The 23,200-nt window shown below is 65.4% G+C and carries 28 protein-coding genes; 3 read left to right on the top strand and 25 right to left on the bottom strand.

Annotated features, from left to right (window positions below):
• Positions 1-100: 100 nt before the first annotated feature.
• Positions 101-1,540 (bottom strand): proline--tRNA ligase, encoded by a 1,440-nt coding sequence (gene proS / locus KFE19_06010; protein ID QUO39061.1) that lies wholly within the window; start codon positions 1,538-1,540, stop codon positions 101-103.
• 201 nt (positions 1,541-1,741) lie between these two features.
• On the opposite strand from proS, the gene KFE19_06015 reads away from it, so the two are divergent.
• On the top strand, positions 1,742-2,707 hold the full coding sequence (locus KFE19_06015; GenBank protein ID QUO39062.1) for a hypothetical protein: 966 nt from the start codon (positions 1,742-1,744) through the stop codon (positions 2,705-2,707).
• Between the two features lie 115 nt (positions 2,708-2,822).
• On the opposite strand, the gene rny is transcribed toward KFE19_06015, so the two are convergent.
• Both rny and KFE19_06025 read right to left on the bottom strand, forming a co-directional pair.
• Positions 2,823-4,370, bottom strand: coding sequence for a ribonuclease Y (rny, locus tag KFE19_06020; GenBank protein ID QUO39063.1), 1,548 nt, complete (start codon positions 4,368-4,370; stop codon positions 2,823-2,825).
• Positions 4,371-4,682: 312 nt separating this feature from the next.
• Positions 4,683-5,432: an N-acetylmuramoyl-L-alanine amidase gene (locus KFE19_06025; protein ID QUO39064.1), complete on the bottom strand. Its 750-nt coding sequence runs from the start codon at positions 5,430-5,432 to the stop codon at positions 4,683-4,685.
• A 91-nt stretch (positions 5,433-5,523) separates the two neighbouring features.
• On the opposite strand from KFE19_06025, the gene KFE19_06030 reads away from it, so the two are divergent.
• On the top strand, positions 5,524-6,753 hold the full coding sequence (locus KFE19_06030; GenBank protein QUO39065.1) for a class I SAM-dependent rRNA methyltransferase: 1,230 nt from the start codon (positions 5,524-5,526) through the stop codon (positions 6,751-6,753).
• 70 nt (positions 6,754-6,823) lie between these two features.
• Here KFE19_06030 and KFE19_06035 read toward each other — a convergent pair whose 3' ends face one another.
• From KFE19_06035 to pdaA, 6 genes are all read right to left on the bottom strand, one after another.
• Positions 6,824-7,147 carry a hypothetical protein gene (locus tag KFE19_06035; GenBank protein QUO39066.1) on the bottom strand — a complete coding sequence of 108 codons (324 nt, stop codon included), beginning with the start codon at positions 7,145-7,147 and terminating at the stop codon, positions 6,824-6,826.
• Between the two features lie 82 nt (positions 7,148-7,229).
• Positions 7,230-8,117 (bottom strand): 3-hydroxy-5-phosphonooxypentane-2,4-dione thiolase, encoded by an 888-nt coding sequence (lsrF, locus tag KFE19_06040; GenBank protein QUO39067.1) that lies wholly within the window; start codon positions 8,115-8,117, stop codon positions 7,230-7,232.
• A gap of 3 nt (positions 8,118-8,120) precedes the next feature.
• The gene (locus tag KFE19_06045; GenBank protein ID QUO39068.1) at positions 8,121-9,119 is read right to left on the bottom strand and encodes a dihydroxyacetone kinase subunit DhaK; all 999 of its coding nucleotides are present in this window, start codon (positions 9,117-9,119) and stop codon (positions 8,121-8,123) included.
• 37 nt (positions 9,120-9,156) lie between these two features.
• Positions 9,157-9,765, bottom strand: a complete 609-nt coding sequence (locus KFE19_06050; GenBank protein QUO39069.1) for a DAK2 domain-containing protein — start codon at positions 9,763-9,765, stop codon at positions 9,157-9,159.
• A gap of 183 nt (positions 9,766-9,948) precedes the next feature.
• Positions 9,949-10,878 (bottom strand): transcriptional regulator, encoded by a 930-nt coding sequence (locus tag KFE19_06055; protein ID QUO39070.1) that lies wholly within the window; start codon positions 10,876-10,878, stop codon positions 9,949-9,951.
• 223 nt (positions 10,879-11,101) lie between these two features.
• The gene (pdaA, locus tag KFE19_06060; protein QUO39071.1) at positions 11,102-11,935 is read right to left on the bottom strand and encodes a delta-lactam-biosynthetic de-N-acetylase; all 834 of its coding nucleotides are present in this window, start codon (positions 11,933-11,935) and stop codon (positions 11,102-11,104) included.
• Between the two features lie 144 nt (positions 11,936-12,079).
• Here pdaA and KFE19_06065 point away from each other — a divergent pair, with 144 nt between their 5' ends.
• Complete coding sequence (locus KFE19_06065; GenBank protein ID QUO39072.1) at positions 12,080-13,312, top strand: serpin family protein; 1,233 nt, start codon at positions 12,080-12,082, stop codon at positions 13,310-13,312.
• A 44-nt stretch (positions 13,313-13,356) separates the two neighbouring features.
• On the opposite strand, the gene KFE19_06070 is transcribed toward KFE19_06065, so the two are convergent.
• From KFE19_06070 to KFE19_06145, 16 genes are all read right to left on the bottom strand, one after another.
• Positions 13,357-13,929: a hypothetical protein gene (locus KFE19_06070; protein ID QUO39073.1), complete on the bottom strand. Its 573-nt coding sequence runs from the start codon at positions 13,927-13,929 to the stop codon at positions 13,357-13,359.
• A gap of 4 nt (positions 13,930-13,933) precedes the next feature.
• Entirely contained in the window at positions 13,934-14,992 is a 1,059-nt protein-coding gene (locus KFE19_06075; GenBank protein ID QUO39074.1) for a baseplate J/gp47 family protein, read from the bottom strand.
• A 13-nt stretch (positions 14,993-15,005) separates the two neighbouring features.
• Positions 15,006-15,350, bottom strand: a complete 345-nt coding sequence (locus KFE19_06080) for a hypothetical protein (GenBank protein ID QUO39075.1) — start codon at positions 15,348-15,350, stop codon at positions 15,006-15,008.
• A 15-nt stretch (positions 15,351-15,365) separates the two neighbouring features.
• Complete coding sequence (locus KFE19_06085) at positions 15,366-15,740, bottom strand: hypothetical protein (GenBank protein QUO39076.1); 375 nt, start codon at positions 15,738-15,740, stop codon at positions 15,366-15,368.
• On the bottom strand, positions 15,741-16,685 hold the full coding sequence (locus KFE19_06090; GenBank protein ID QUO39077.1) for a hypothetical protein: 945 nt from the start codon (positions 16,683-16,685) through the stop codon (positions 15,741-15,743).
• Positions 16,682-17,242: a SafA/ExsA family spore coat assembly protein gene (safA, locus tag KFE19_06095; GenBank protein QUO39535.1), complete on the bottom strand. Its 561-nt coding sequence runs from the start codon at positions 17,240-17,242 to the stop codon at positions 16,682-16,684. Before safA ends, KFE19_06090 begins: the two co-directional genes overlap by 4 nt.
• A gap of 32 nt (positions 17,243-17,274) precedes the next feature.
• A complete protein-coding gene (locus KFE19_06100; protein QUO39078.1) occupies positions 17,275-17,763 on the bottom strand; it encodes a hypothetical protein in 489 nt (162 codons plus the stop codon).
• Between the two features lie 4 nt (positions 17,764-17,767).
• Positions 17,768-18,085: a hypothetical protein gene (locus KFE19_06105; protein QUO39079.1), complete on the bottom strand. Its 318-nt coding sequence runs from the start codon at positions 18,083-18,085 to the stop codon at positions 17,768-17,770.
• Positions 18,082-18,471, bottom strand: a complete 390-nt coding sequence (locus KFE19_06110) for a hypothetical protein (GenBank protein QUO39080.1) — start codon at positions 18,469-18,471, stop codon at positions 18,082-18,084. The genes KFE19_06105 and KFE19_06110 overlap by 4 nt, the downstream gene beginning before the upstream one ends.
• A 58-nt stretch (positions 18,472-18,529) precedes the next feature.
• A complete protein-coding gene (locus KFE19_06115; protein QUO39081.1) occupies positions 18,530-19,597 on the bottom strand; it encodes a phage tail sheath subtilisin-like domain-containing protein in 1,068 nt (355 codons plus the stop codon).
• On the bottom strand, positions 19,594-20,085 hold the full coding sequence (locus KFE19_06120; protein ID QUO39082.1) for a hypothetical protein: 492 nt from the start codon (positions 20,083-20,085) through the stop codon (positions 19,594-19,596). The genes KFE19_06115 and KFE19_06120 overlap by 4 nt, the downstream gene beginning before the upstream one ends.
• Positions 20,082-20,405 carry a hypothetical protein gene (locus KFE19_06125; protein QUO39083.1) on the bottom strand — a complete coding sequence of 108 codons (324 nt, stop codon included), beginning with the start codon at positions 20,403-20,405 and terminating at the stop codon, positions 20,082-20,084. The genes KFE19_06120 and KFE19_06125 overlap by 4 nt, the downstream gene beginning before the upstream one ends.
• Positions 20,402-20,767, bottom strand: coding sequence for a hypothetical protein (locus tag KFE19_06130; GenBank protein ID QUO39084.1), 366 nt, complete (start codon positions 20,765-20,767; stop codon positions 20,402-20,404). The genes KFE19_06125 and KFE19_06130 overlap by 4 nt, the downstream gene beginning before the upstream one ends.
• Before the next feature lie 67 nt (positions 20,768-20,834).
• Positions 20,835-21,866 carry a phage major capsid protein gene (locus tag KFE19_06135; GenBank protein QUO39085.1) on the bottom strand — a complete coding sequence of 344 codons (1,032 nt, stop codon included), beginning with the start codon at positions 21,864-21,866 and terminating at the stop codon, positions 20,835-20,837.
• A 15-nt stretch (positions 21,867-21,881) separates the two neighbouring features.
• A complete protein-coding gene (locus KFE19_06140; protein ID QUO39086.1) occupies positions 21,882-22,226 on the bottom strand; it encodes a hypothetical protein in 345 nt (114 codons plus the stop codon).
• Between the two features lie 27 nt (positions 22,227-22,253).
• A complete protein-coding gene (locus tag KFE19_06145) occupies positions 22,254-23,135 on the bottom strand; it encodes a hypothetical protein (GenBank protein ID QUO39536.1) in 882 nt (293 codons plus the stop codon).
• Between the last annotated feature and the right edge of the window lie 65 nt (positions 23,136-23,200).

Raw genomic sequence — 23,200 nt, forward strand, 5'->3', positions numbered from 1 at the left:
GCGGAACTTCCCCCCATTTTTTCCGTTTTTCGGAAGCCGGAGAGGGAAAAAACCGGCGCGGGAGAGAGTCCCCGCGCCGGCTTGCGGTATTTCGGATCGATCAGTAGGCCACGCCCCAGCAGATGTCGGTGGTACACTTCTTGCCGCACACGGGGCACACGCCCTCGGTGCCGGACTGGGCCAGGGGCATGCAGCGGGAGCTGACGCCCGCCCGCTCCTTCATGGCCAGCTCGCACTCCAGAGAGCCGCACCACTTGGACCGGAGGAACCCGCCTTTGCCCTCGGCGATGGCCTTGGCCTCCTCAGGGGTGGAGATGTCGAAGGTGTTCTCCTCCCGGTTTTTCAGCGCCATGGCGAACATATTGTCGTGGACGGCGTCCAGCAGGCGCTTGACGGTCTCCTCCAGCTCGCTCAGGGGCACGAAGACCTTCTCGCCGGTATCCCGGCGGGCGATGACGCACTGCTCCTTCTCCATGTCCTTGGGGCCGATCTCCACCCGCAGGGGCACGCCCTTCATCTCATACTCGGCGTACTTCCAGCCGGGGGAGTTGTCGGAGTCGTCCATCTTGGTCCGCACGCCCGCGGCCTTGAGCCGGTCCCGCAGGGCGTCGGCGGCCTCCAGCACACCGGGCTTATGCTGGGCCACGGGGATCACCACCGCCTGAATGGGGGCCACCCGAGGCGGCAGGACCAGGCCGTTGTCGTCGCCATGGGTCATGATGATACCGCCGATCATCCGGGTGGAGACGCCCCAGCTGGTCTGGTGGGGATGGTGGAGCTGGTTGTCCTTTCCGGTGAAGGTGATGTCGAAGGCCTTGGCGAAGCCGTCGCCGAAGTAGTGGCTGGTGCCGGCCTGGAGGGCCTTGTGGTCGTGCATCATGCACTCCACGGTGTAGGTCTCCTCAGCGCCGTTGAACTTCTCCCTATCGGTCTTGCGCCCCCGGATCACCGGCATGGCCAGGTAGTTCTCCATGAAGTCGGCGTAGATGTTCAGCATCCGCATGGTCTCTTCCCGGGCCTCTTCCTCGGTGGCGTGCATGGTGTGGCCCTCCTGCCACAAAAACTCCCGGTGGCGCAGGAAGGGACGGGAGGTCTTTTCCCAGCGCAGCACGCTGCACCACTGGTTATAGAGCTTGGGCAGGTCCCGCCAGGAGTGGATGATGTTGGCGTAGTGCTCGCAGAAGAGGGTCTCGGAGGTGGGGCGGACGCACAGGCGGTCCTCCAGCTTCTCGCTGCCGCCCATGGTGACCCAGGCGCACTCCGGGGCGAAGCCCTCCACGTGGTCCTTCTCCTTCTGGAGCAGGGACTCCGGGATCAGCACCGGCAGGTACACGTTCTCGTGCCCGGTCTCCTTGAAGCGCCGGTCCATCTCCGTCTGGATATTCTCCCAGATGGCGTAGCCATAGGGCCGGTAGATGAACATGCCCTTGACGGAGGTGTAGTCGATCAGCTCCGCCTTCTTGCACACGTCGGTGTACCACTGGGCAAAGTCCACGTCCCGGGCGGTGATGGCGTCCACTTGTCTCTTATCCTGTGCCATAGTCTCCATCCTTTTCTCTATGATAGCGTTCTCTATGATAGCGCCGCTTCCCGGCGCAGTTTACACTGAACATTTATTGTATCCACTCCGCAGGAAAAAGTCAACTGTAATCGATCTGTAAAGGCTTTTTTCCACTCTGTAAAGACTTTTTCCCCCTCAAATGCTATCCTGCATATATACATATATAAAGGAGGGGATATCATGAAACGATCCGCCCTGGCAATCTTGTGCCTGCTTTTGCTGACCGGATGCGGGTCCCAGGCCGCCGGACCAGCTTCGGAACAATCGGAGTGCGCCGGAGACTCCCTTCCGCTGCCCATAACAGAGGAGGCCCTTCGGGCCGTCTACGAGGAGGAGCAGCAGGAGGTCCTCCGGATCACCGCCTATGAGGAGGACTTTCTGGTGGAGACCGGCCCGGAAAGCCGCCCCGCTCTGGATTGGGTCTTTGGCTCTATCGGCATCCGCCGGCGGCTGTATGTGGGCTTTTCAGGCATCCGGGACTACGAGATCCTCTACGCGGGCTGCGTCCGCTTTACCACGGAAGGGGTCCTGTTCGACAGTGCGTACCGGGACTTTCCCCAGAGCGGGACCGTCTCCTTTTCCGACGCGTGGGACCAGGACGGCGCCCTCGTCTCTTATGATGTCTACCATTCCGGCGAAACCGCCGCTTTGGAGACCTATTGGGCCCCGCTGGACGAGCCCTCCTCCTTTGGCATGGAGGGCCGCTCAGAGGCGGTGCTGGACGCCCGTGTGACCGTGACTGGCCTGGAGATCCTGTTCGGCCCTATGTCCGGCCAGGATTTCGATGCAGCCTTCTGTGCGCCGCCGCTGACGGAGATCGCCTGCGGCGGAAACGTCATGACCATCACCTGCCATGACACCTATCTGGACTGCATGGCCCTGTCTCAGGGCGAAACACCGGAGGATCTGGAACGTCTTCAGACGACGGGGACCCTGTATCCCGGGTGCTTTCCCACGGGGCCGCTGCCCAACGGGTCCAACCGTTTTCTCTCCCAGGCAGAAATCGCCCAGGACGGCAGCAATGCAGTGATCCGCCTGACATTGACAGAGTCCGCCGGACGATACACGGTGGAGACCACCTATCTAGGTCCCGATGACAACGGACCGGGCATCCGGCTCTCTCTGGCGGGTGGAGATGCATGGTAAGGGACCGTAGGTGCAGGTCGCCGCTGGGCCTCGCCCGCGTACGGCCGCCAAAGCGCGTCATCCGATCCCGGCAGAAGAAAAACGGCGGGCTGCACGCCCGCCGCTTCTTTTTTCCTTATTTCGCATACTCCACAACCTTGGTCTCCCGCAGGACGTGGACCTTGATCTGACCGGGGTATTCCATCTCTTCCTCGATCTTCTTGGCCAGCTCCCGGGCCAGGATGACCATCTGGTCCTCGCTGACCTGCTCGGGCTTGACCATGACCCGGACCTCCCGTCCGGCCTGGATGGCGTAGGCCTTGTCCACGCCGGGATAGGTGCCGGTGATGGTCTCCAGCTGCTCCAGGCGCTTGATGTAGTTCTCCAGATTCTCGCGCCGGGCGCCGGGACGGGCCGCGGAAATGGCGTCCGCCGCCTGGACCAGGCAGGCCACGATGGTCCGGGGCTCCACATCGTTGTGGTGGGCCTCGATGGCGTGAATGATGTCCTCCCGCTCCTTGTACTTCCGGGCGAACTCCACGCCCAGGGACACATGAGTGCCCTCCAGCTCGTGGTCCACGGCCTTGCCCAGGTCGTGGAGCAGTCCGGCCCGCTTGGCGGCCTGGACATCGGCGCCCAGCTCCGCGGCCATCATGCCGGCGATGTGGCTGACTTCCACGGAGTGCTGCAATACGTTCTGGCCGTAGCTGGTGCGGTAGTGGAGGCGGCCCAGCATCTTCACCAGCTCGGGGTGGAGATTGCGGATACCGCACTCGAAGGTGACGCGCTCGCCCTCGGCCTTGATGGTGGCCTCCACCTCCCGGCGGGCCTTCTCCACCATCTCCTCGATGTGGGTGGGATGGATGCGGCCGTCGGCGATCAGCTTCTCCAGTGCCAGGCGGGCAATCTCCCGCCGCACGGGCTCGAAGCAGCTGACGGTGATGGCCTCCGGCGTGTCGTCAATGATGAGGTCCACGCCGGTCAAAGTCTCGATGGTGCGGATGTTGCGGCCCTCGCGGCCGATGATGCGGCCCTTCATCTCGTCATTGGGCAGGGGAACCACACTGACGGTCATCTCGGCCACCTGGTCCGCGGCGCAGCGCTGGATGGCCTGCGCCACCACTTCCCGGGCGCGGGCCTCGCACTCCTCCTTCATCCGGGACTCCACCTCTTTGATCTTGAGGGCAGTCTCGTGAGTCACCTCGGCCTCCACCTGATCGATCAGATACTGCTTGGCCTCCTCGGCGGTAAAGCCGGAGATCCGCTCCAGCATCTCGGTCTGGCTGCGCTTGATGACCTTGATCTCTTCGTTTTCCTTGTCGATGGCCACGTGCTTCTGGGCCAGGGATTCTTCCTTCTTCTCGATGGCCTCGGTCTTGCGGTCCAGATTCTCCTCTTTCTGCTGCAGACGGTTCTCCTGCCGCTGCAGGTCGGCCCGGCGTGTCTTTTCTTCCTTCTCGTATTCGCTGCGGCTTTTCAAAATCTCTTCTTTGGCTTCCAGCAGTGCCTCTTTTTTCTTGGTCTCGGCGCTCTTGATGGCCTCATTGATGATGCGCTTTCCCTCTTCCTCTGCGCTTGAGATTTCCTTCTCGGAAACGATCTTCCGGTAGCGGATACCGAGGGGGAAGCAGACCGCGCCGCCGACCGCCAGCCCGATCAGACCGGCGATAATGGCGTCTAACACGATTGCTCTTCCTCCTGTTTTCGGTATATGGTATATGCGGAATGTTGTATATGCAGGCCCGGCGGGCCGCACGATGCAGAAAATAATCGGGGGGTCCCCTGTCCCCTGCCGACAATTATCTTTATCTAGTTTAATCATTTACAGGACAGCTGTCAAGAAAAACCGATGGGATTGCGATAAATATGCAGCCCGCCTACACTGCACCGGCAGGCGCCGCAGGCCGGGCAGGCGAAGCCCGCCCGGCCCAAGGGTCCCCTGCGCGGACCGCTTGACGCCGCTTCCGCGGCGGCCGGGCCTTTGACCCGGCACGGCTCACTGGCCCTGGGTGTCGATGTAGGCCGCCGCCGCATACCCCACGTAGTCCCCGTAATGGACCACGTACCACCCCTCCCATTCGCCGAAGACGGTGACGGCGGCACCGTCCGGCATGTTGGCCAGGATGGTTCCGGTGGAAGAGGGATAGCTGCGCAGGTTCAGCGTGCCGTAGCTGACAGTGACGGTCCCTTCCACCGGAGGCATGGGGTAGATGAAGGGCAGGCCGAAGAACTCCGTCAGGGCCCGGGCCAGCTGCTGGGCGATGGCGTCCATGTGCCCCTCCACCCAGGTGGCGTCGGCGTAGTTGTCATGATAGCCGATCTCCACCAGCACTGCCGGAAACCGGGGCTGGCGGACCTCGCCCAGGGTGGTGGTGGCCCGGGTGGTAACTTTATTTGGCAGGGGGTAGATCTGGCGAAGCTGCTCCGCAATCAGCTCCGCGCCCCGCTGTCCCTCGCTGCTGCCGGGGTAGTAGAAGGCGATGATGCCCCGCTCCTGGCCGTATCGGCCCTCCGGGGCGCCGTTGGAGTGGAGGGCCAGGTAAAAGTCGTACCAGCCGCTGTTGGCCTCCCGGATGGAGGAGGCGGCGGTCATGTCGGGGGAATTGCGGCGGTATTGGATGCCGTTGGCGAGCAGGTAGGGCTCCAGAGCGTCGGCCAGCAGGTTCATGTTATATTCCTCGGAGCCGCTGCCGGTGACGTACTCATTCCACTCCTGGGTGGACGGGCTGAGGTAGATGATGGGCATGGTTACTCCTCCTTTTTCTCAATCTATGGCGCGGAGGGAAAAAATGTGCTACACTGGGAGGGAAGTAACCGTGCTGGTAAGGAGAACGATGATGAAAACGGAACGCAGCTATCCCAGATACACCGTCACGCCCAAGGCGGCCGCCGCCCTGACCCGGGGACACCCCTGGGTCTACGACGCGGAGATCCTCTCCATGGAGGGAACGGCGGAAAACGGCGGATTGGTGGATATAGTAGGCAAAAAAGGCCAATATCTCGGCACCGGCTTTCTGTCAGAGCAGTCCAAGATCCGTGTGCGGCTGATTTCCCGCAACGCCAACGACCGCTTTGACGAGGCCTTCTGGCACCGGAAGCTCCAGTGGGCCTGGGAGTATCGGAAGGCCGTCCTAGCGCCGGAGGACCTGGACGCCTGCCGGATCCTCTTCGGGGAGGCGGACGCCTTTCCGGGGCTCACCGTGGACAAGTTCCACGACCTTTTGAGCGTGCAGGTGCTGTCCGTGGGCATGGAGAAAATCAAGGGGATGCTGCTGCCTATGCTGGCGGAGATCCTGCGGCAGGACGGGCAGACCGTCCGGGGCATCTACGAGCGCAACGATGTGGCCCTCCGGGATAAGGAGGGCCTGCCCCAGTACAAGGGCTGGTTCCCTCTGCCGGGAGAGGCGGTCCCCGAGACGCCGGTGACGGAGATCACGGAGAACGGCGTGCGGTATCTGGTGGACGTGGAGAACGGACAGAAAACCGGCTTCTTCCTGGACCAGAAGTACAACCGCCGGGCGGTAGGGCGCCTGGCCAAGGGGCGGACGGTGCTGGACTGCTTCACCCACACCGGCTCCTTCGCCCTTAACGCCGCCCTGGGCGGCGCCGCCCACGTCACCGCCGTGGACGTGTCGGAGGCGGCGGTGGAGATGGCCCGGGCCAACGCGGCGCGCAACGGCCTGACGGACCGGATGGATTTCCTCTGCGAGAACGTCTTTGACCTGCTGCCCCAACTGGAGAAGGAGCCGGTGAAGTACGACTTCATCATTCTGGACCCGCCGGCCTTCACCAAGTCCCGGAAAACCGTCCGCAACGCCCTGAGCGGGTACAAGGAGATCAACTACCGGGCCATGCGTCTGCTGCCCCGGGGCGGATATCTGGCCACCTGCTCCTGCTCCCACTTCGCCACGGAGGACAAATTCCTGGCCATGCTGGCCGACGCCGCCCATGACGCAGGCGTCCAGCTGCGGCAGATCGAGGCCCGGCAGCAGTGCTGCGACCACCCGATCCTCTGGGGCGTGGAGGAGACCAACTATCTGAAATTCTACCTCTTCCAGGTGGTATAACGGCAAGAGGAAGCCCGCCGCGTTTCGCGGCGGGCTTCCTCTTTTACATTTATAATGGTGCGGTGGGGCCTCAGGCCTCCTGGTACAGCTCCAGGATGGCGCCGTCCTTCCAGACGAAGGCCAGGCGGTCGCCCTTCTCATTGGCGGTCATGGGCCCGCAGATGACGCTGTCGGCGTCAGCCACATACTTCTCCAGATCGTCCACCTTGTAGGCCACATGGGGGTTGCGGTGGATCTCCTCCGGGAAGGGGGTGCCCTCCTCGAACTTCAGATACTCGATCTTGTAGTCGTAGTCGTCCACGTTGCTGACCCAGAACTTGGCGCCCTCGTTGTAGGTCATGTTGGGCTTGCGGTTGGTGATGGGGATGCCGATGTGCATATAAGTGGCGGACATGGGAATTCCTCCTTTTTTCTCCAGCGGCGGTCAAACCTGCGCCGCCTGATTGTCAACGCGCTGTGCCAGCTCCGGCAGGCGGTCAGCCCTGGCTGTGCAGGATCTCCTGATACACCTCGTAGGCCTGGGCGGCGGTGTAGCCCTCGTGGACCACCTTGGCGATGGCCTGGGCCATGCCGGCAGGGCACTCGGACTGGAAGATGTTCCGGCCCATGTCCACGCCCCGGGCACCGTCGGAGATGGCCCGGTACGCCATCTCCAGGGCCTCGGCCTCCGGCAGCTTCTTGCCGCCGGCGATGACGATGGGCACCGGGCAGGCGGAGACCACCTTTTCAAAGTGGTCGCAGTAGTAGGTTTTGACGAAGGAGGCGCCCAGCTCCGCCAGGATCCGGGTGGCCAGCAGGAAGTACTCCGTGGTCCGGGCCATCTCCTTGCCCACGGCGGTGACGCCCAGCACCGGGATCCCGTAGCGCTCCCCGGCGTCCACGGCCCGGCAGAGGGTCTCCAGAGACTGGGCCTCGCCCGCCCCGCCGATGAAGCACTGCATGGCCACGGCGGCGGCATTCATGCGGATGGCGGCCTCCATGTCGGCGCCGATGCCATTGCCGGTGCTCATGTCGTCGATGAGGACACTGGCGTCGTGGGTGGCCCGGAGGCAGATGGCGTTGTGCACCGTGGGGGGGATGCAGGCGCGGATGGCGCCCCGGGTGCCCATCAGCACGTCGGTATACTGGCAGAGGGGGGCGATGGTCACGTCGATCCGCTCCAGCCCGGCGGTGGAGCCCATGATGTAGCCGTGGTCAAAGGCCAGCATGACGGTGTTGCCGCTCTTGGGATTGAACAGCCGGGACAGGCGGTTTTTGGCTCCCCAGTCCCCGTGGCCCAGACCCTTGGCAAAGAACCCCTGTTCCGGGGCCGGCACGTCCAGATGGTAGTCGTGGGCGGCCTTGTTTCCGATTGCGTCCGCCATGGCTCACTCCTTGCTGTACGCCGGGGTGTGGCAGGGGGTATTCCACAGCCGCAGGGTCTCGTCGTCCCACTTGGCAATGTTCATCTGGAAGCCGGCGGCCTCCTGAACGGTGAGGATCTCGCCCACCATGCTGGCGACGACCTCCACACCCTTGGCCTTGAGGAACTCCACGGTGTCCTTGAACAGCACCAGCATCTCCATCATGGTGGTGGCGCCGCAGCCGTTGATCATGACGAAGGCCTTGTTGCCGCTCTTGAGGTCCAGATTTTTGCACAGGGCCTCGGCCACGGTGGCCACGGTCTCCTTGGCGGACATCATGGGCACCCGGACGCCGCCGCCCTCGCCGTGCTGGCCGGCGCCGATCTCCATGAGGTCGGTCTCGCCCAGGTCGCCGAAGGACATGCCGTTCTGGGGATGGGTGGCGTCGGTGGACTTGACGGTGATGGAGGCCATGTTATCGGCATAGTGCTGGGCGATCTCGGCCACCTCGTCCAGGCTCTTGCCCTCCCGGGCGGCAGCCGCGGCGATGTGGTACAGGGCCACGGCGCCGGCCAGGCCGCGCTTGTTGTCCTCGCCGTTGGGGTCGAACTGGATCTCCTCGCCGGTGACCACCTGACGGACGTTGAGGCCCGCCTTCTTGGCCAGCTTCATGGCCTGCTTGCCGGCCAGCTGGTCGCCGGCGTAGTTCAGCGTCAGCAGCAGCACGCCGTGGCCCTTGTCCGCCAGCTTCATGGCGTCGAACACCAGCTGGCCGTTGGGAGCGGCGAAGATGTCGCCCACCGCCTGGACGTCCAGCATGCCGCGGCCCACGAAGCCCGCCTGGGCGGGCTCATGGCCGGAGCCGCCGTAGGTGACGATGGTCACCCGGTCCGCCGTCTCCAGGTCCTTGCTGATGACCAGGTGGCCGTCCACGTCCACGATGTCGGGATAGGCCAGGCCCAGACCCACCAGTTCCTCGTCGGTGATGGTCTCGGGGGCGTTGATGAACTTCTTCATTTTCATAGTAAACATCTCCCATTCCACAGATATCGTCTTGTACTCAGGCCTGCGCCAGGCCCCGGAAGAAATACGCCATGGAGGTAGCGCCGGCGTCCGCCGTGCCGATGGTCTTTTCGCCGTAGCTCTTGGCCCGGCCGAACTTGGACACAAAGCCCTTGGTGGCCTCAGCCCCTGCTTCCGCAGCCGCGGCCGCCGCAGAGAACAGCTCCTGCTCATCCTCCCCGGCATAGGCCGCGATGGCCTCGCTGGCGGGGATCAGGGCGTCCATCATGGTCTTGTCTCCCACCTTGGCGCCGGACATATCATCGATTTCCGCGAAGGCGTTGGCGAACATGGCCCGCAGGCCCGCCGCATCGACCTCCTCCCCCTCGGGGGCGGCCTCCTGCATCCCGTCCAGCCAGGTGTTCCACAGCGGCACGGCGCTGCCGCCGTTGAGGGTCATGACGGCCATGGCCGCGTCGTCCAGCATGGACTGGATGCCGCCGTCCGCGGCCTCCACCGCGGCGGAAATGGCCCCGGCGATCTTGGTCATGGTCAGCCCGTGGTCGGCGTCGCCGAACTTGGAGTCGATCTCCGTCAGCTCCTGCTCCGCGGCCATCACCGCCCCGCAGGCGTGCTGCAAACGCGCCGCCAGCTGATCTTTCGTCATCACTTGTCACCTCCTCCCCATCCGAAATGTTACATTTGTGCATTTAACGTAACACCGGCAGTTACAGAAGTCAATATCTCCTGACGCTTTTCTCCGTATCCCATAGAGCGCGGCGGATCGCCTTGGTCAAAATGTGCAAACAAAACTCCCAGACGCTGCCGCGTCCGGGAGCTTTCGTGCCGGTCACTGTCCGAAGAGGGTCTGAGCCAGGGCGGCCCGGGCCACGATGTGGGTGAAGGCCCCGGTGCGGAGCGCACCCCGCAGAGCTCTGGCACTGGTGTTGGCGGAGCAGACCCCCACGATGTTGGGGCAGCGCATCAGCGTCTCCAGGGGGACCTGGATGGCGAAGTCCTGGTCCGACTGGATGATGGTCCCTGCTTCGTTGAAGTAGTAGACCAGCATCCGCCCGCAGGCGTGCTGCTGCTGGAGGAGACTGCCGTACCGGACCAGGGAGGCGAAGTCCGGGCTGGAGGGATAGTCGCCGATGTTGACCAGGGCCGTGTCGATCTGCTCCCACTGCTGGTGGATCTGGCGGTAGACCTCCGTAGAGCAGAGGACCTGCTTTTCCTCCAGACTGTCCGGCAGGGCCGGAAGGTAGAGGAAATGGGGCGCCGCGCCCAGCTGCTGGGCCATCAGGCGCACATTTTCGTTGGACTGGTAGTTGCGGGCAGGGATGCTGGCATTGCCCACCAGAGGGCAGATATCGGTGACGGAGCTGTCCGGCTGGGGGTGCTTTTCCAGCCAGGTCACCAGCTGGCCGATGAGATAGCCCCAGCCCACTCCCAGGCGGCGGGCACCGATCTGCCGCAGCAGGTCCACAGCTCCCTGGGACAGCAGTTGGTTGGTGGCGTCCTCATCCTCGCCGTCCTCCACCAGGACGCCGCCCCGGATGGAGCTGGTCATCCGCAGCCGGTCCAGCAGGCTGGACGCCCGGGTCCCGGGCTCGTGAATCAGGATCTCCACCACGCCCAGCTCCCTGGCCTCACTGAGCATCCGGCTGATCAGAGGACGGGACACCCCCAGTTCCGCCGCGATGTCGCTTTGCTTCCGGTCCTCCAGATAATACCGTCGGGCCACATGAGCCAGCCGCCGCAGCTTCTCCGTTTCCGGCACCGCCGCCGCCCCCTTTCGTGTCTGTGTCTTGTTACATATGTTACTTTACCATATGACAGTTACAAATGCAACCCCCTTCTCCGCTCTCCAAACACCAAGGAGGGAGCCGGAATCCCGGCTCCCTCCTTGGCGGAAGATTGGATGAAAAGAAGTTTTTGTCTCTTGCAAGTATTACGATACCGCAGAGTTGTTAAGCAAACCAGCAGAGATTGTTTCAAAAGTTTTAAATCCCACGATTTAGCTGGGGAAGTTCTTCCAGCGAGGCAAACCGATAGCCCATGTCCTCCCACTTGGTCAGCAGGTCATCCAAAATGGCGGCGTTGGTGGCGGAGGTGGAGTGCAGCAGCACGATGGCCCCGTCGTGGATCCGGGGCAGGAGCTTGGCGTAGGCGGCCTCCGCCGTGGGCTGGTCGTCCACGTACCAGTCCACATAGGCCAGGCTCCAGAACACCGTGGTGTATCCCAGGGCCTGGGCCTGTTTCAGGTTTTCCTCACTGTACTTGCCCTGGGGCGGGCGGTAGAACTTGGACAGCTCCTGCCCGGTGGTCTCCCGGTACAGCGCCTCCAGCGACGCCAGCTCCTCCTGGAAGGCCGCCTGGTCCGAGATGGCGGACATATCCGGGTGGTGGTAGGTGTGATTGCCCACGATGTGGCCCTCCGCCGCCATGCGTTTGACGATGTCCGGCGCCGTCTCCACCATATTGCCCACCACGAAGAAAGCCGCCGGTGCGCTGTGCTTTTTCAGCGCGTCCAGAATGGCCTCCGTATAGCCGTTCTCATAGCCGCAGTCGAAGGTCAGGTAAATCACCTTCTCACCGGTATCGCCCAGGTAATAGGCGCCGTACCGGGCCAGATCCTCTGCCGTGGCATTGCCGATGGGCGCCTGCCCCTCCGTCTGGAAGGACAATCCCCAGTCCACTGCCGAAGCGGGTACCGCGGCTCCCCCCGCTGTCTGGGCCGCCGGGCCGTCCTCCTGCACATACAGCCACACCGACCCGGCCACGAACAGGGTCAGGGCCGCCAAAACGATCATCACCTTGTCACGGGTCCGAAACATATGATGCACCTCCTGTGATCTCTGCTCACAGGATGCGCCGCCGGAGCCGCGGCTATGCGGATTTTTTTCGCCCGCACGGAACGCCGCCTCGTTTTTGCCGTCTTTATCGGCAGAAGCGCCTGCTGATATCAAAGGAGGTCCGTGATGAAAAAGAAGCTGCTTGCCCTGGCCCTGTGCCTGCTGTCCCTGCTGACCGCCTGCGGCGGTCCCGCCTACTCCGCCGAAGTCCTGTCCTCCGGCGGCCGGAAAGCCCCGGCGGAGGCCGTGGACCTGAACGGTCCCGGCGCCCTGGCCGCCACGGACTTTGCCGTGGAGCTACTGCAACATACCGACGACGGCGGAAACATCCTCCTGTCTCCGATTTCCGTCCTCTCGGCCCTGGCCATGACGGCCAACGGCGCCGCCGGGGAGACGAAAACCCAAATGGAAGAAACCCTGGGCCTGCCGGTGGAGGAACTCAACGCCTACCTTCAATCTTACGCCGGTTCCCTCCCTGAGAGCAAAGAGGCCCGCTGCTCCCTGGCCAACTCCGTCTGGTTCCGGGACGATGCCGGCCGCCTCACGATGGAGCAGGCCTTTCTGGATACCTGCGCCGGCTATTACGGCGCCGACCTGTTCCGGGCGCCCTTCGACAAGACCACCCTGGCGGACCTCAACGCCTGGGTGTCGGACCGCACCGACGGGATGATCCCCGCCATCCTGGACCGTATCCCCGACAGCGCCATGGTGTACCTGGTCAACGCCCTGGCCTTTGACGGCCAGTGGGAGAGTGTCTACCGGGAAAATCAGATCCACGAGGGCACCTTCACCGCGGAGGACGGCGCAGCGCAGCCGGTCCAAATGATGTACAGCCAGGAGTACGCCTACCTGGAAGACGGTCTGGCCACAGGCTTTCTCAAATATTACGAGGGCGGGACCTATGCCTTTGCCGCGCTGCTTCCCAATGAGGGCGTGTCCCTGGAGGACTACATCGCCTCCCTGACCGGCGAAGGACTGCGGAATACGCTCACCTCCGCCCAGTCGGAGGCCATGGAGGCCGCCGTCCCCCAGTTCACCGCCCAGTACAGCAGTGAACTCAGCGGCGTGCTGACAGAGCTGGGCATGGCGGATGCCTTTGACGCCTCCCGGGCGGACTTCTCCTCTATGGGCAGTTCCCCCGACGGCCCCCTCTACATCAGCCGGGTGCTCCACAAGACCTTCCTGGCCCTGGATGCCCAGGGTACCCGGGCCGGCGCCGCTACGGTGGTGGAGGTGGATACCGGTTCCAGCGCTCCCGGACGGACGGTGTATCTCAACCGCCCCTTCCTGTACCTGCTGGTGGACTGTGAGGCGAACCTTCCCCTCTTCATCGGCGCGGTCCGGGATCTGGAAAACTGAAACGAAAAAAAGGAGCGGGGCCACTGGTCCCGCTCCTTTTTTGTTCATTCTTCCGGCGGCACCGCCAGCTGAAAGCTCTCCCAGGTATGCTTCGCTGCCTCCACCATGGCCCAGGTGTATCCGGTCCGCTCACACTCTTCCCAAGTCAGATACCGCAGGTAGAACTCCACACCCAGATGACAGGGCAGGATGTCCAAAATGATCTTCTGGATCTGCTCGTACTCCGGCGGCTCCCCCGCCACCTCCGGGAAGATCACCCGCACGTTCTGTCCGCCCATCTCAATGGCCCGGGCCTTGATGCCGCACCCCCGCAGGGTGGCGTCGATGGCACCGGGCGTCAGGCTGTCGCCGTCGATCTGCAACAGGGCGGCGATGGCGGCCCGGCGGTCCTCCGCAGTAAAGGCGGCGGGCCTGCGGGCGAAGAGGGCCTCCCGCCGGTCCAGGCCCTCCCCCTGGGCCGTGGCCGTGCAGCCCTCCCGCTCCACGTACTCCAGGGTCTCTTCTGCCGCGTCCAGGCCGTCGCCTAATGCGTACACCGCCGCCCCTCCGGCGGAGGTCTCCGACAAGTCGTAGATCCCCAGGGGCGAGAGCAGCCGGATCAGATAGTCCGCGTACATCCGCTCACACTCCCATCTCCGCCACGGTCAGCGTCCCCAGCAAGGGCAGCATCCCGCTGCCCCCGGTCACATCCGAGGCCGGGGCCGTGATGCGGTAGTTGGTCACGCCCTCTACGGCATAGATCCGGCTGCCCAGCTCCGCCCGCAGCAGCGGCTTTCCCAGCAGCTGTCCGCCGAACAGGGCCGTCACAGCCTGCTCCACCAGGGGCTTGACCGTCTCAAAGGCCGTCCCGTCAGCCGCCGCCACCTGCACCGTCACATCCACACTTTTGGCGATGGGCGCCAGCACCTCCACATCCACGGCAATCTCCCGCTTTTCCTGAAGATCTGCCTGGACCTCCTCCAGCAGTTCTCCGTCCGGCAGCCCCGCCTCCGTGGCGATATACACATCCACAGTCCCGATCCCCCGGGCCCGGCCCACTGCCTGGGCCGCCGCCACGCCCGCATGACTCATGGCGGACTGCTCATACCAGGCGGCGTTGGCTCCGTTGGGCAGACGCAGATAGCTCTCCAGCACCCGCGCGCGCAGACTCTCGTCATCCTCGGCGTCGCTTCCGCCGAAAAATGCGGCGGGGTTGGTACAACCGGTAATGCCCACGGGACAGGCGGTCAGCACCGCCACGCTGCCAGCCGGCACATTGCCGGTCTCGCCGCTCTCCACTGCCTCCGCCGGCACATCCACAAACAGGTCTCCCGCCGGCAGCACCGCGTCAGCGGTGGTCTGAAATCGAACCTCTCCCGCCGTCATGCAGACGGTCCCGGCAGTGATGGGCAGTTCCACCGCCGACGGGCTGACCACGGAAAAGCGCAGCGTCCCCACCGCCTTTGTGGCCTCCCGGCGGGAAACGCCCCGCATCTGGGCATGGCCGTCCAGATACATCCCCTGGGCCGTCTGGGGAAAGCACTGGTCCAGTACCCACCAGGCCTGGATATCCAAAGCCTGGAGCTGGGCAGCCGCGGCATAGAGCCGCACCGCCAGGTCACAGTCCTCCGCCAGAGCCGTCCCGGTCCGCCGGGCATAGGACTCCAGCAGCAGGCGATAGATCTCATCAATGGTTTTCACCCGTTTCCTCCTCTCACCGGACTTCCAGGGTCACCGACAGCGTCTCCCCCTGCCAGGTCATCTCTGCGGTCAGCTCTGTCCGCCCCTCCGCCTGGCGCAGGGTCACCGTCTCCACCGTCAGTCCTGTTTCTGCCGCAAGGGCCTCCGCCACGTACTGCTCTGCGGCGGACTGCCGCCCAGCGGCGCCGACCCGGCCCAGCTGCCACAGGCGGCTGCCCAGGTCCTGCAAAAAGGGGAACTGTCCCCGCCGGGCCATCAGCCGGTACAGCACCCGCTCCAGCAGGGCTTCCCGGCCCTCCGCCCGGCGCAGTCCTCCCGCGCCGTCCGGCACATAGTCTCCGTTCCGGATCGCCAGCATAACAGTCTCCTCCTCTCAGCAATAGCAGGGCCGGTAGACCTCACCGTTGATCAGCAGCAGACCCCGGATGTCCACGATCCCGCCCTGGCGCAGATATACGCTTCCGCCGCCGGGGCCGAAGAGATACACCTCACCAGGCTGCATCCCCTCCGGGATCTGTCTCTGCCGGGCCCCGGCCACACACTGCTCCTCGCCGCCGGGGCCACCCTTGATTACCAGCACCGTCTCGCCGCTCTCCGGCAGCCACGCGTATCCGCCGGGGCCGTACACCGGCAGGGCCCGGACCTCTCCCCTGGTCACCACGCCCGCGCTGCCGCCGGCAATGGTGGTCATCCCCAGGTCGGCGTCGGCGGTGGGGATCTCCGGCCTCATCTGTTTGGAAAGCCACATTCACATCCGCTCCTTCAGTGTTAAGGTCATGGTTTCGCCGTCGGCGGAGGCGCGGTTCTCCGCCTCCGCCACCCGGTACTCCCCTGCAAGACCCAGGCGGCTGAGCTCCAGCCGCACCACGTCTCCCGGAAAGGCCTGAAAGGCCCCCGGCAGGCAGATCTCGGCCGACCACTCCTCCTCCCGGGACCGGGCGATCTGATACTCCCCGGTGTAGCGCATGGCGGCCCAGGTGCTCTGTCCCGGCGTGTACACCACCCGGCGGCACTGTCCGCCCCGGTCCGCCATGTCCTGGTTGCGGACGCTGTACGACGCGTTCCGGGTCTTATCGATGACCAGCACCTCCGTCAGCACGCCGTAGTGGTCCTCCCGCACCGAGCAGGAGAGCACCGGGCTGTCCCCGCCGATCACCAGCCGCCGCCCCGAGTTCTGCTCCGGCACCGCCAGCAGCTTGCCGTCCTGCCGGAACCGGGGCGCAAAGCCCCCGTAGGTCCGGCAGAAGTCCTCCAGCACCTTCCACTGGCTGGTGCCCGCCGCCGCGGTGAACACCGAGTCGGCGGACACGTCCGCGATCTCCGCCGCGGAGATGCCGTAGGGCGTCACGTGGCACCGCACGATCTCCGCCAGGGTGGCGGCCTGGTAGGTGACGGGCCGGGTCTCGTTGTCCAGCAGCCGGGCGGCGTAGCCCCGGCCGGTGATCGTGGCCGTGAGTCCGCTCCCGGAGAGGTCCACCGTATACTCGTCCACGATGGCCCGCAGCAATATCGTCTCGCCGTCCATGGCCAGAAAGCCCGCTGCCAGGTGCAGGATCTCCGCCATGTCCGCCCGGTAGGGAAAGGTCACCGAATAGCTGTCGCAGGGCACCGACCCCGTGTAGGTCACCTGCCACTGCGTCAGAGGCGGCAGGTCAAAGGTCCTGTGGTCACAGGTGATGATCCGTCCTGTCATGGCAGCGTCACCCTGTCCCCGGGATAGATCAGGTTAGGGTTCTTGATCTGGGGATTGGCGGCGATCAGATCTGTCAGCGCCACGCCGTACCGCCCGGCGATCCCCCACAGGGTATCTCCTTTCTTCACGGTATAGACGGCGCGCTCGCCGCCGCTGCCGGAGGCAGAGGAGCCGGACGCCGCCGTCTGTTCCCCGGTCACTTCGGTCAGCCCGGCGCCGGCCACCTGATCCTCCCAGAACTCAAAGGTATAGCGCACATAGTCCGGCAACGGCTCTTCCGCCAGCTGCAGTGACACGAAATAGGCGCTGGCCGCCGGCCAAACTGGATGCACCAGCAGTCCCGGCCCCGTCTCGTCAAACACCGCCTCCAGCTTCTGAAATTCCTCATAGGCCCCCGTTCCGGCAAAGACCCCTTCTCCCCGCAGCACCCGGCAGGTATCCCCCAGGTCCTGGAGGCAGTATCCGCCGAAGGGCACCTTGTGGAGCGCCACGCTCCTGCGCCGTTCCACGGTGTAGGTCTCCGGGTTGTAGGGCCAGGTATACTCCTTGTAGCGCATGGGCTCCAGTCGCATGATCCCTGTTCCTCCTCTCAGTACAGGCGAAAGCCCCCGTCATAGCGTCGGGCGTCCCGCTGGAATGCCAGGGACAGTGCCGCCGGATCGGCGCTTCTCCCGCTCTCCGGCCGCCGCACCTCCGTCACCAGACGGATCTCCCCCGCCTCCGGCGGAATCTCACCGGCGGTCCGGGCCGGTGCCTCCCATGCCGCCGCAGAGCTCCGCCGGACAGCGCCGGCATCCCTTTCCGCTGCTGTGCCGGCCCATTCTCCGGCAGATGGGTCCGCCAGCGCCGTCCACAGCGTCGCAGCCTCCGGCAGGGCGCTCTCCCAAGGCAGTTCTCCGTCAGCGCCGCCAGACCGCCCCTGCCGGAGCCGCCGCACCGGAGCGGTCTCTGGGAGCAATTTCTCTCCGGCATCGCTCCGCACCTCCCACTCCTCCGCCAGGAGCTCTGTCCGCTGCCCCGTCAGCAAAATCACCAGCAGCGCCTGCTGGCGCAGCAGCTCCTCCCGGATGTAATCCACGGTCTCACCCCTCTCTCAGGGCCCGGAACCGCTCCGGGTCAAAGGCCGGGTTCTCCGTCTCCGGTACCCGGGCGGGCTCCTCCCCCATGAGCCGCCGCAGCAGCGCCTCCATCTGCCGCCCGGTCAGGGACGCCAGCACCTGCTCCGCGCTTGCAAAGGCCCGCTCCTCACCCCGCCAGCAGCACTCCGCCAGCACCTGCGCGTTGCACAGGAGACACCGTTCCAGCGGCTCTTCCGTCCGCTCCCGGGTGTCCCGCCAGATGGCCAGCAGCCGCGCCGCCGGCATGGGCCGCAGGCGGTCGATCTCCTCCGGCCGCGTCATGCGCCGGTCTCGATGCGCTTGGCGGCCACCACCGTCACCCGCTCGGCCACCATGGCGTTGAGCTGGCCCTCCTCCTGGATGGCACTCCACTGGCATCCGCTGTAAATGATCTTCCGGTCCGGCTTGCAGATCACCAGGGAGAAGTCCTGGAGATCGTAGAAATTGATGCCGTCGGACACGGCCTCCTCGGTGGCGTACAGCCGGGTCAGCTCCAGGGTGTACTTGCGCTGGCCCTCGATGGTGGCCACCGGCTCACTCTCGCCGAAGGCCTCCACGCTCTGGCTGGACTTGCTGGCCTTGGCGGTGTAGCTCTGCACCACCGCGATCTTCCGCCCGTCCAGCTCCAGATAGATGTCCGAACTGGTGGGGAATCCCTTTGTATCCATGCTCCGCTCCTTTCTCTTCGGGCCGGGCCGGAGGTCATCCGGCCCGGCCCCCGGTCCGTCAGATGGTGATGTGGACCGTCAGGTAGATCTGATTGAGGCCGTGGGCCACCGCAAAGGTGAACTCCACCAGACACACGGACGGATCGTCCGCGGAGGCGCTGACCGTCACCTCACCGTAGCTGTCGATGATCTCCGCCGCCAGCTTCTTCTCCAGCTCCACCACGGTCTGGGACCGGATGGCGCTGCGGGTCTGGGCAGTGTTCTTGGTGCGGGAGAACTTGCTGCGCAGGCTCTGCCGTACCGCCGGGATCACATCGTCCACGATCAGAATGGTGGTCAGCTCCCGCCAGGTGGTGTCCGCCGCGCCGCCGGTGGTGGTGCGGGTGGTGATACCCCGCACCGGGGACACGACTCCCGCCACGCACTCCAGAGGCGTCACACCGCCCCGGACCAGCAGGTCGATGTCATTGTCGCTGTAATCCTCGCAGACCCCGCCGAGGCCCGCGATCTCCGCCCCGTTCAGCGGCACCGCCGGGTCCCGCCCACAGGCCACCACACCGGCCAGGGCCCCGGCGGAAAACACGCCCGGCAGCTGCTCACCGGTGCTGCTGAGGGCATCGGGCCCCACCAGCACCATCCGCTCGCTGTTGAGGGCCGCGGCCCGCTCCACCAGTTCCGCAGCCGTGTCGCCGTTGCCGCCCACCAGGGCGATCCGTTCCCGGCGTGTGGAGGACGCCTCCTCCACCGCAGTCCGCAGGGCCTGCTGCACCTCCAGCTCGGCGCTGTCGCATACCAGGATCTGGGCCTCCTCCCGGCCCAGCGCCTGGAAGGCCGCCTCGTAGTCCGCCGTGCCTGCGGCGTCGTCCACCCGGACCGCCAGCACCGTAGCCGCACCGTTGGCAAACAGCAGCCGCAGCAGGGTACTCATGCCGGGGCTCTGCGCCGCGTCCTCACCAAAGACCGCCACACCGGCGGTGTAGCCGGTGACGGTCACGACCTTGCCCACGTCGCCCCTGACAGCTCTGGCCGCCACGCCCACGGTCCGCACGGCTCTTCCTCCGCTGACCACAGCGGAGGCGTCATAGCTGGAATACACTCCCGGCCGCTCATGAATGATCTCGCTCAAGTGGTCAAAACCCCTTTCAAAACAAAGTCCAGGAAGGTCTGGCCCTCCTCTTCCGCCCGGGCCGTGAACAGCGCCCTGCACCGCAGGCGTCCCCGCCGCAGGAACAGCTCTGTCTCCCGCTCCCACTGCAAAGCCTCCCAGCTCAGCTCCTCCGGCCGCACGCCGGCGGGAAGGCCGCCCAGCAGCACGTCTGCCGCCGCCTCACAGCCGCTCTGGCAGTCCGCAGCCCGGCCTGCCCGGATCTCCACGGTGATCTCCGCCTCCAGCTGTTTGCCGTAGACCTCGCTGGCTGATCCGTCCTCGTTTCTCACCTGGCCCAGGTAATTGCAAAAGCCCAGCGCCGCTCCCTGGGCGGTGCCCACATCCACGGCGGCCACCGCCGCCTCGTACCGCCGGGCCTCCTCTGCCGGAAACGCCGCAAAAGCCGGCAGTCCCGCCGCCGTCAGGGCGCCGATCACCGCGTCCCGCACCTGTGTCAGCTCTCTCATACCGCCGCCTCCCGTTCCTTCTCCAGCGCCGCCCAGTAGTGGGACAGCGCCTCGCCGATGTAATAGGGCCGGCAGCTGCGCACCCGGAAAGCCATCTCCTTCCATGTCAAAACGTCCCCGATCTCCAGGGCCGTCTGTCCCAGGTACAGCCACTGCCGTCCGTCGATCCAGCCCAGGGCCGTGGCGGTGTCCGGCGCCCGCTCTCCCCGCTCTGTCACCGGCTGCAAAAAGGCCCGGATCACGGTCTCCGTTTCTCCTCGGCGCAGAGTGATTGGCTGACCGTACCGGTCCAGCACCTGCCGCACCCAGTCCGTCATCATCCCCGCACCCTCCTGAATACCATATCCGCCGGCACGGCGTAAGGCGCCATCAGCCGCTCCGCCGTCTGCCGCAGGGCCTCCGCCAAAGCGGCGCCGTCGGCGCCGTTCCGGCTCTCCACCGAGACATCCCCAGCCTTGAAGGACGCCACGGCGCTGCCGCTCCGCCCGGCCGCCAGATCCGCCGCGGCGGTGAAAGCCGCCGCGCAGGAAAAGGCGGTGCCGCAGTCTTCCGGGTTCCTGTCCTCCGGCAGCCGCCGCTGCCATGCCGCCTCCGCCGCCTGGCAAAGGGCGTCCAGCAGAGCCGTCTCCGCCTCGCCGGCGCCGGATATGGTCCGGGCCAGCTCCAGGATCGTCTCATGCACGTCTCATCGCCGCCTTTCTCGTCTCTCCGGCGGGGCCCTGCGGCCCCGCCATTTCCCGTTTCTCCCCTCAGACCGTCAGTACCTTGCTGGCGCCGTCAAAGAGCTTTGCAAAGCCGGAGATGGAGGTAATGGCCGCCCGCTCCAGCTGACGGTCGATGAGCTTGTCGTACTCCACCGTCACCTCGCTGCCGCAGATCTGCTCCAGGGCGTAGTTCTTGTCCAGGCCGATCAGGGTCCCGGCGGGGCAGGCGGTGGTCCGCAGGAGCTTGGCGCCCAGAGGCGTGGTCAGCGTACCGGTGCCCTGGAAGTTCAGCCCCGTCAGGGGGTTCTGGAACTCGCTCAGCTTCAGCATGGCCAGCATCACATCCCCGGACACCAGCATGGTATTCATGGTGTAGGGGTCGAACTGGCTCCAGAAGTCCAGCAGGCCCTCGTAGCTCAGGGAACCGGAGCTGCCGGAGATGGTGCCATCCCCCACTTCAAAAACCGGAGCCGCGTTGTCATTGCCGTCGCCCTTCATAATGACGTCCACAGCGTCCTGAACGTGCATCCGTCCGATGTAAGCGCCGATCTGGCGCAGGGTCACGGAGAACAGGTCCAGCCGCTGGAACCGGATGGCCTCATAGGAGGCCACCAGCATACGGCCCCGCTTGTGCAGGCGCACCAGATTCTCCTGGGTGCGGACGCTGGTCTCCGGGATCTGGGCGCCCTCTTCCACCCGCTTGAGCTCCTTCTCGCTCTCCGTGGGCACGGAGGCGATGGAGCGGTAGTCCATGCCGTCAAAGCGGGTTACGGTGGCGGTGATAGCGGGCAGGATGCTCTCCTCCTCCAGGCCCTGGCGCACCACCCGGGACACGAACTCCGGGAACAGCACGGAGGAATCCGTGGTGTGGAAAAACTTCTCCACGCAGTCGGACCCGGCGCCCTTCACCCGGATGTCGAAGCGCTTGAGCTGGCGCTGGAAGGCGTCCAGGCCCTCCAGGGCCGTGCCCCGGTACTGCTCGCTGGGATCCAGCTCCTCCAGGGTCTGAGAGAAGGTGCGGCCGCTGCGGCCGTACATGCCCTTCTCCAGGCGGATGTTCTCATAGTGATAAGCCATGTTTCCCTCTCCTCCTTACAGTGCGAACGTCACAGTCTTGGCGGACGTGTCCACATCCACCACCAAAAATTCCCTGCCGGTCTCAGACGGCTTCACGCCGCCGGTGCCGTCTGCGGCCAACCCGGTCCAGCCCAAAGCCGGCGCTTCCCCGGTATATCCGGCGGTGACCATGCCGCCCAGAGCCACGGAGCAGGCGTCGCCGCCCCGGCTCACCGACAGCACCATGCCGCAGAAGTCGTCCCCGTCTCCGCAGGCGGCCACGGCGCCGCTTCCGCTGATCTTCACCAATTCGCCCTCCGCCGCTTCCGTGCAGGCGAAGGTAGCGGCCCACTGGCCGATTCCCTCATAAGAAAGTTTCATCTGCAACCTCTCCTTTTCATTTCCTTGTCACACCAGAAATACCGTCTCGTCCTCGTCCGCCGCCGCGGCCGTGTCCCGCAGCTGTGGCCGGGGCGGAAACCGTCTGGCCGCCTGCCGCTCATAGGCGCTCTTGAGCGCCAGCAGCTCCGGCTCCTCCAGCTTCTCCGCCACGCCGGCCCACACCTCGCCGGGCACAGTCTCGTCGGTCAGCATGGCAAGGCGGGCCACCTCCCGGCGCAGCTCCTTCATGTACCGGCGCCCCAGGGCCGCCTCCCGCTCCAGCTGCACCCGCTCCCGGTCGGGAGCGCCGTACCGCTTCAGCACGCCCGCGTCCCGCTGGGCGGGCACCGCCACGAAGGACCACTCGTAGGCGTCGGTGGGCTCCCGCAGCTCCGTGAAGCACAGCCTTCCGTCGTAGACCTCCCCCTTCACATGGTGGCAGGTCCCGGCGGGCGCTCCGCAGACGGAGCACACGCTCTGCGCCACGCTGCACCCCACGCTGACCTCCTTCGTGATGCCGCCCTCGATCTGGGCGATCAGCTGCGCGTTGGCTTCAGTCCGCAGCAGATACGCCCAACCCTTGAGGTAGCAATAGCCGTCCCCGGCGGCGGTGATCCGCCCCGGCTCCGCCACCACCTCAGTCCGGTAGATGCGGGCCGTCTGCCCCCTGGCGGACCACTGGTGATCAAAGATACCGCTCTTGCCCAGGAACAGCTCCCCCAGCCGCTTCAGGCCCGCGGTCTCGAACCGTTCGTAATCCCGGTCCACCTCGTTGTCGCACAGCCGCACCGCAAAGGCGTAGACCTGCTCCGCCTCCAGGGGCGTCTTGGCGTATTGATTGATGTACGCCAGTTCCTCCGCGGCCGGGGTCCCGGCCGCCCGCTCGCTCCGCTCCTTCTGGATCTCCACGCTCACTCCCCGCTTCCCTCCTGAATTTCCGCGTCCCCGCCGGGGATCGCTTTCTGCGCCGCGGC

This window comes from Dysosmobacter sp. Marseille-Q4140 (assembly GCA_018228705.1).
In the GTDB taxonomy this organism is placed as follows: domain Bacteria; phylum Bacillota; class Clostridia; order Oscillospirales; family Oscillospiraceae; genus Oscillibacter.

Bases quoted from the DNA above. Each gene is read 5' to 3' on its own strand.
- KFE19_06110 (QUO39080.1), bottom strand. From the start codon at position 18,471: ATGGATACAAAGGGATTCCCCACCAGTTCGGACATCTATCTGGAGCTG.
- KFE19_06050 (QUO39069.1), bottom strand. From the start codon at position 9,765: ATGACGAAAGATCAGCTGGCGGCGCGTTTGCAGCACGCCTGCGGGGCG.
- KFE19_06135 (QUO39085.1), bottom strand. From the start codon at position 21,866: ATGGCTTATCACTATGAGAACATCCGCCTGGAGAAGGGCATGTACGGC.
- KFE19_06085 (QUO39076.1), bottom strand. From the start codon at position 15,740: ATGTGGCTTTCCAAACAGATGAGGCCGGAGATCCCCACCGCCGACGCC.
- KFE19_06140 (QUO39086.1), bottom strand. From the start codon at position 22,226: ATGAAACTTTCTTATGAGGGAATCGGCCAGTGGGCCGCTACCTTCGCC.
- KFE19_06025 (QUO39064.1), bottom strand. From the start codon at position 5,432: ATGCCCATCATCTACCTCAGCCCGTCCACCCAGGAGTGGAATGAGTAC.
- KFE19_06070 (QUO39073.1), bottom strand. From the start codon at position 13,929: ATGTACGCGGACTATCTGATCCGGCTGCTCTCGCCCCTGGGGATCTAC.
- KFE19_06080 (QUO39075.1), bottom strand. From the start codon at position 15,350: ATGCTGGCGATCCGGAACGGAGACTATGTGCCGGACGGCGCGGGAGGA.
- safA (QUO39535.1), bottom strand. From the start codon at position 17,242: ATGCGCTACAAGGAGTATACCTGGCCCTACAACCCGGAGACCTACACC.
- KFE19_06125 (QUO39083.1), bottom strand. From the start codon at position 20,405: ATGATGACGGACTGGGTGCGGCAGGTGCTGGACCGGTACGGTCAGCCA.
- KFE19_06035 (QUO39066.1), bottom strand. From the start codon at position 7,147: ATGTCCGCCACTTATATGCACATCGGCATCCCCATCACCAACCGCAAG.
- lsrF (QUO39067.1), bottom strand. From the start codon at position 8,117: ATGGCGGACGCAATCGGAAACAAGGCCGCCCACGACTACCATCTGGAC.
- KFE19_06120 (QUO39082.1), bottom strand. From the start codon at position 20,085: ATGAGAGAGCTGACACAGGTGCGGGACGCGGTGATCGGCGCCCTGACG.
- KFE19_06045 (QUO39068.1), bottom strand. From the start codon at position 9,119: ATGAAAATGAAGAAGTTCATCAACGCCCCCGAGACCATCACCGACGAG.
- pdaA (QUO39071.1), bottom strand. From the start codon at position 11,935: ATGTTTCGGACCCGTGACAAGGTGATGATCGTTTTGGCGGCCCTGACC.
- KFE19_06065 (QUO39072.1), top strand. From the start codon at position 12,080: ATGAAAAAGAAGCTGCTTGCCCTGGCCCTGTGCCTGCTGTCCCTGCTG.
- KFE19_06015 (QUO39062.1), top strand. From the start codon at position 1,742: ATGAAACGATCCGCCCTGGCAATCTTGTGCCTGCTTTTGCTGACCGGA.
- KFE19_06105 (QUO39079.1), bottom strand. From the start codon at position 18,085: ATGACGCGGCCGGAGGAGATCGACCGCCTGCGGCCCATGCCGGCGGCG.
- KFE19_06090 (QUO39077.1), bottom strand. From the start codon at position 16,685: ATGACAGGACGGATCATCACCTGTGACCACAGGACCTTTGACCTGCCG.
- proS (QUO39061.1), bottom strand. From the start codon at position 1,540: ATGGCACAGGATAAGAGACAAGTGGACGCCATCACCGCCCGGGACGTG.
- KFE19_06030 (QUO39065.1), top strand. From the start codon at position 5,524: ATGAAAACGGAACGCAGCTATCCCAGATACACCGTCACGCCCAAGGCG.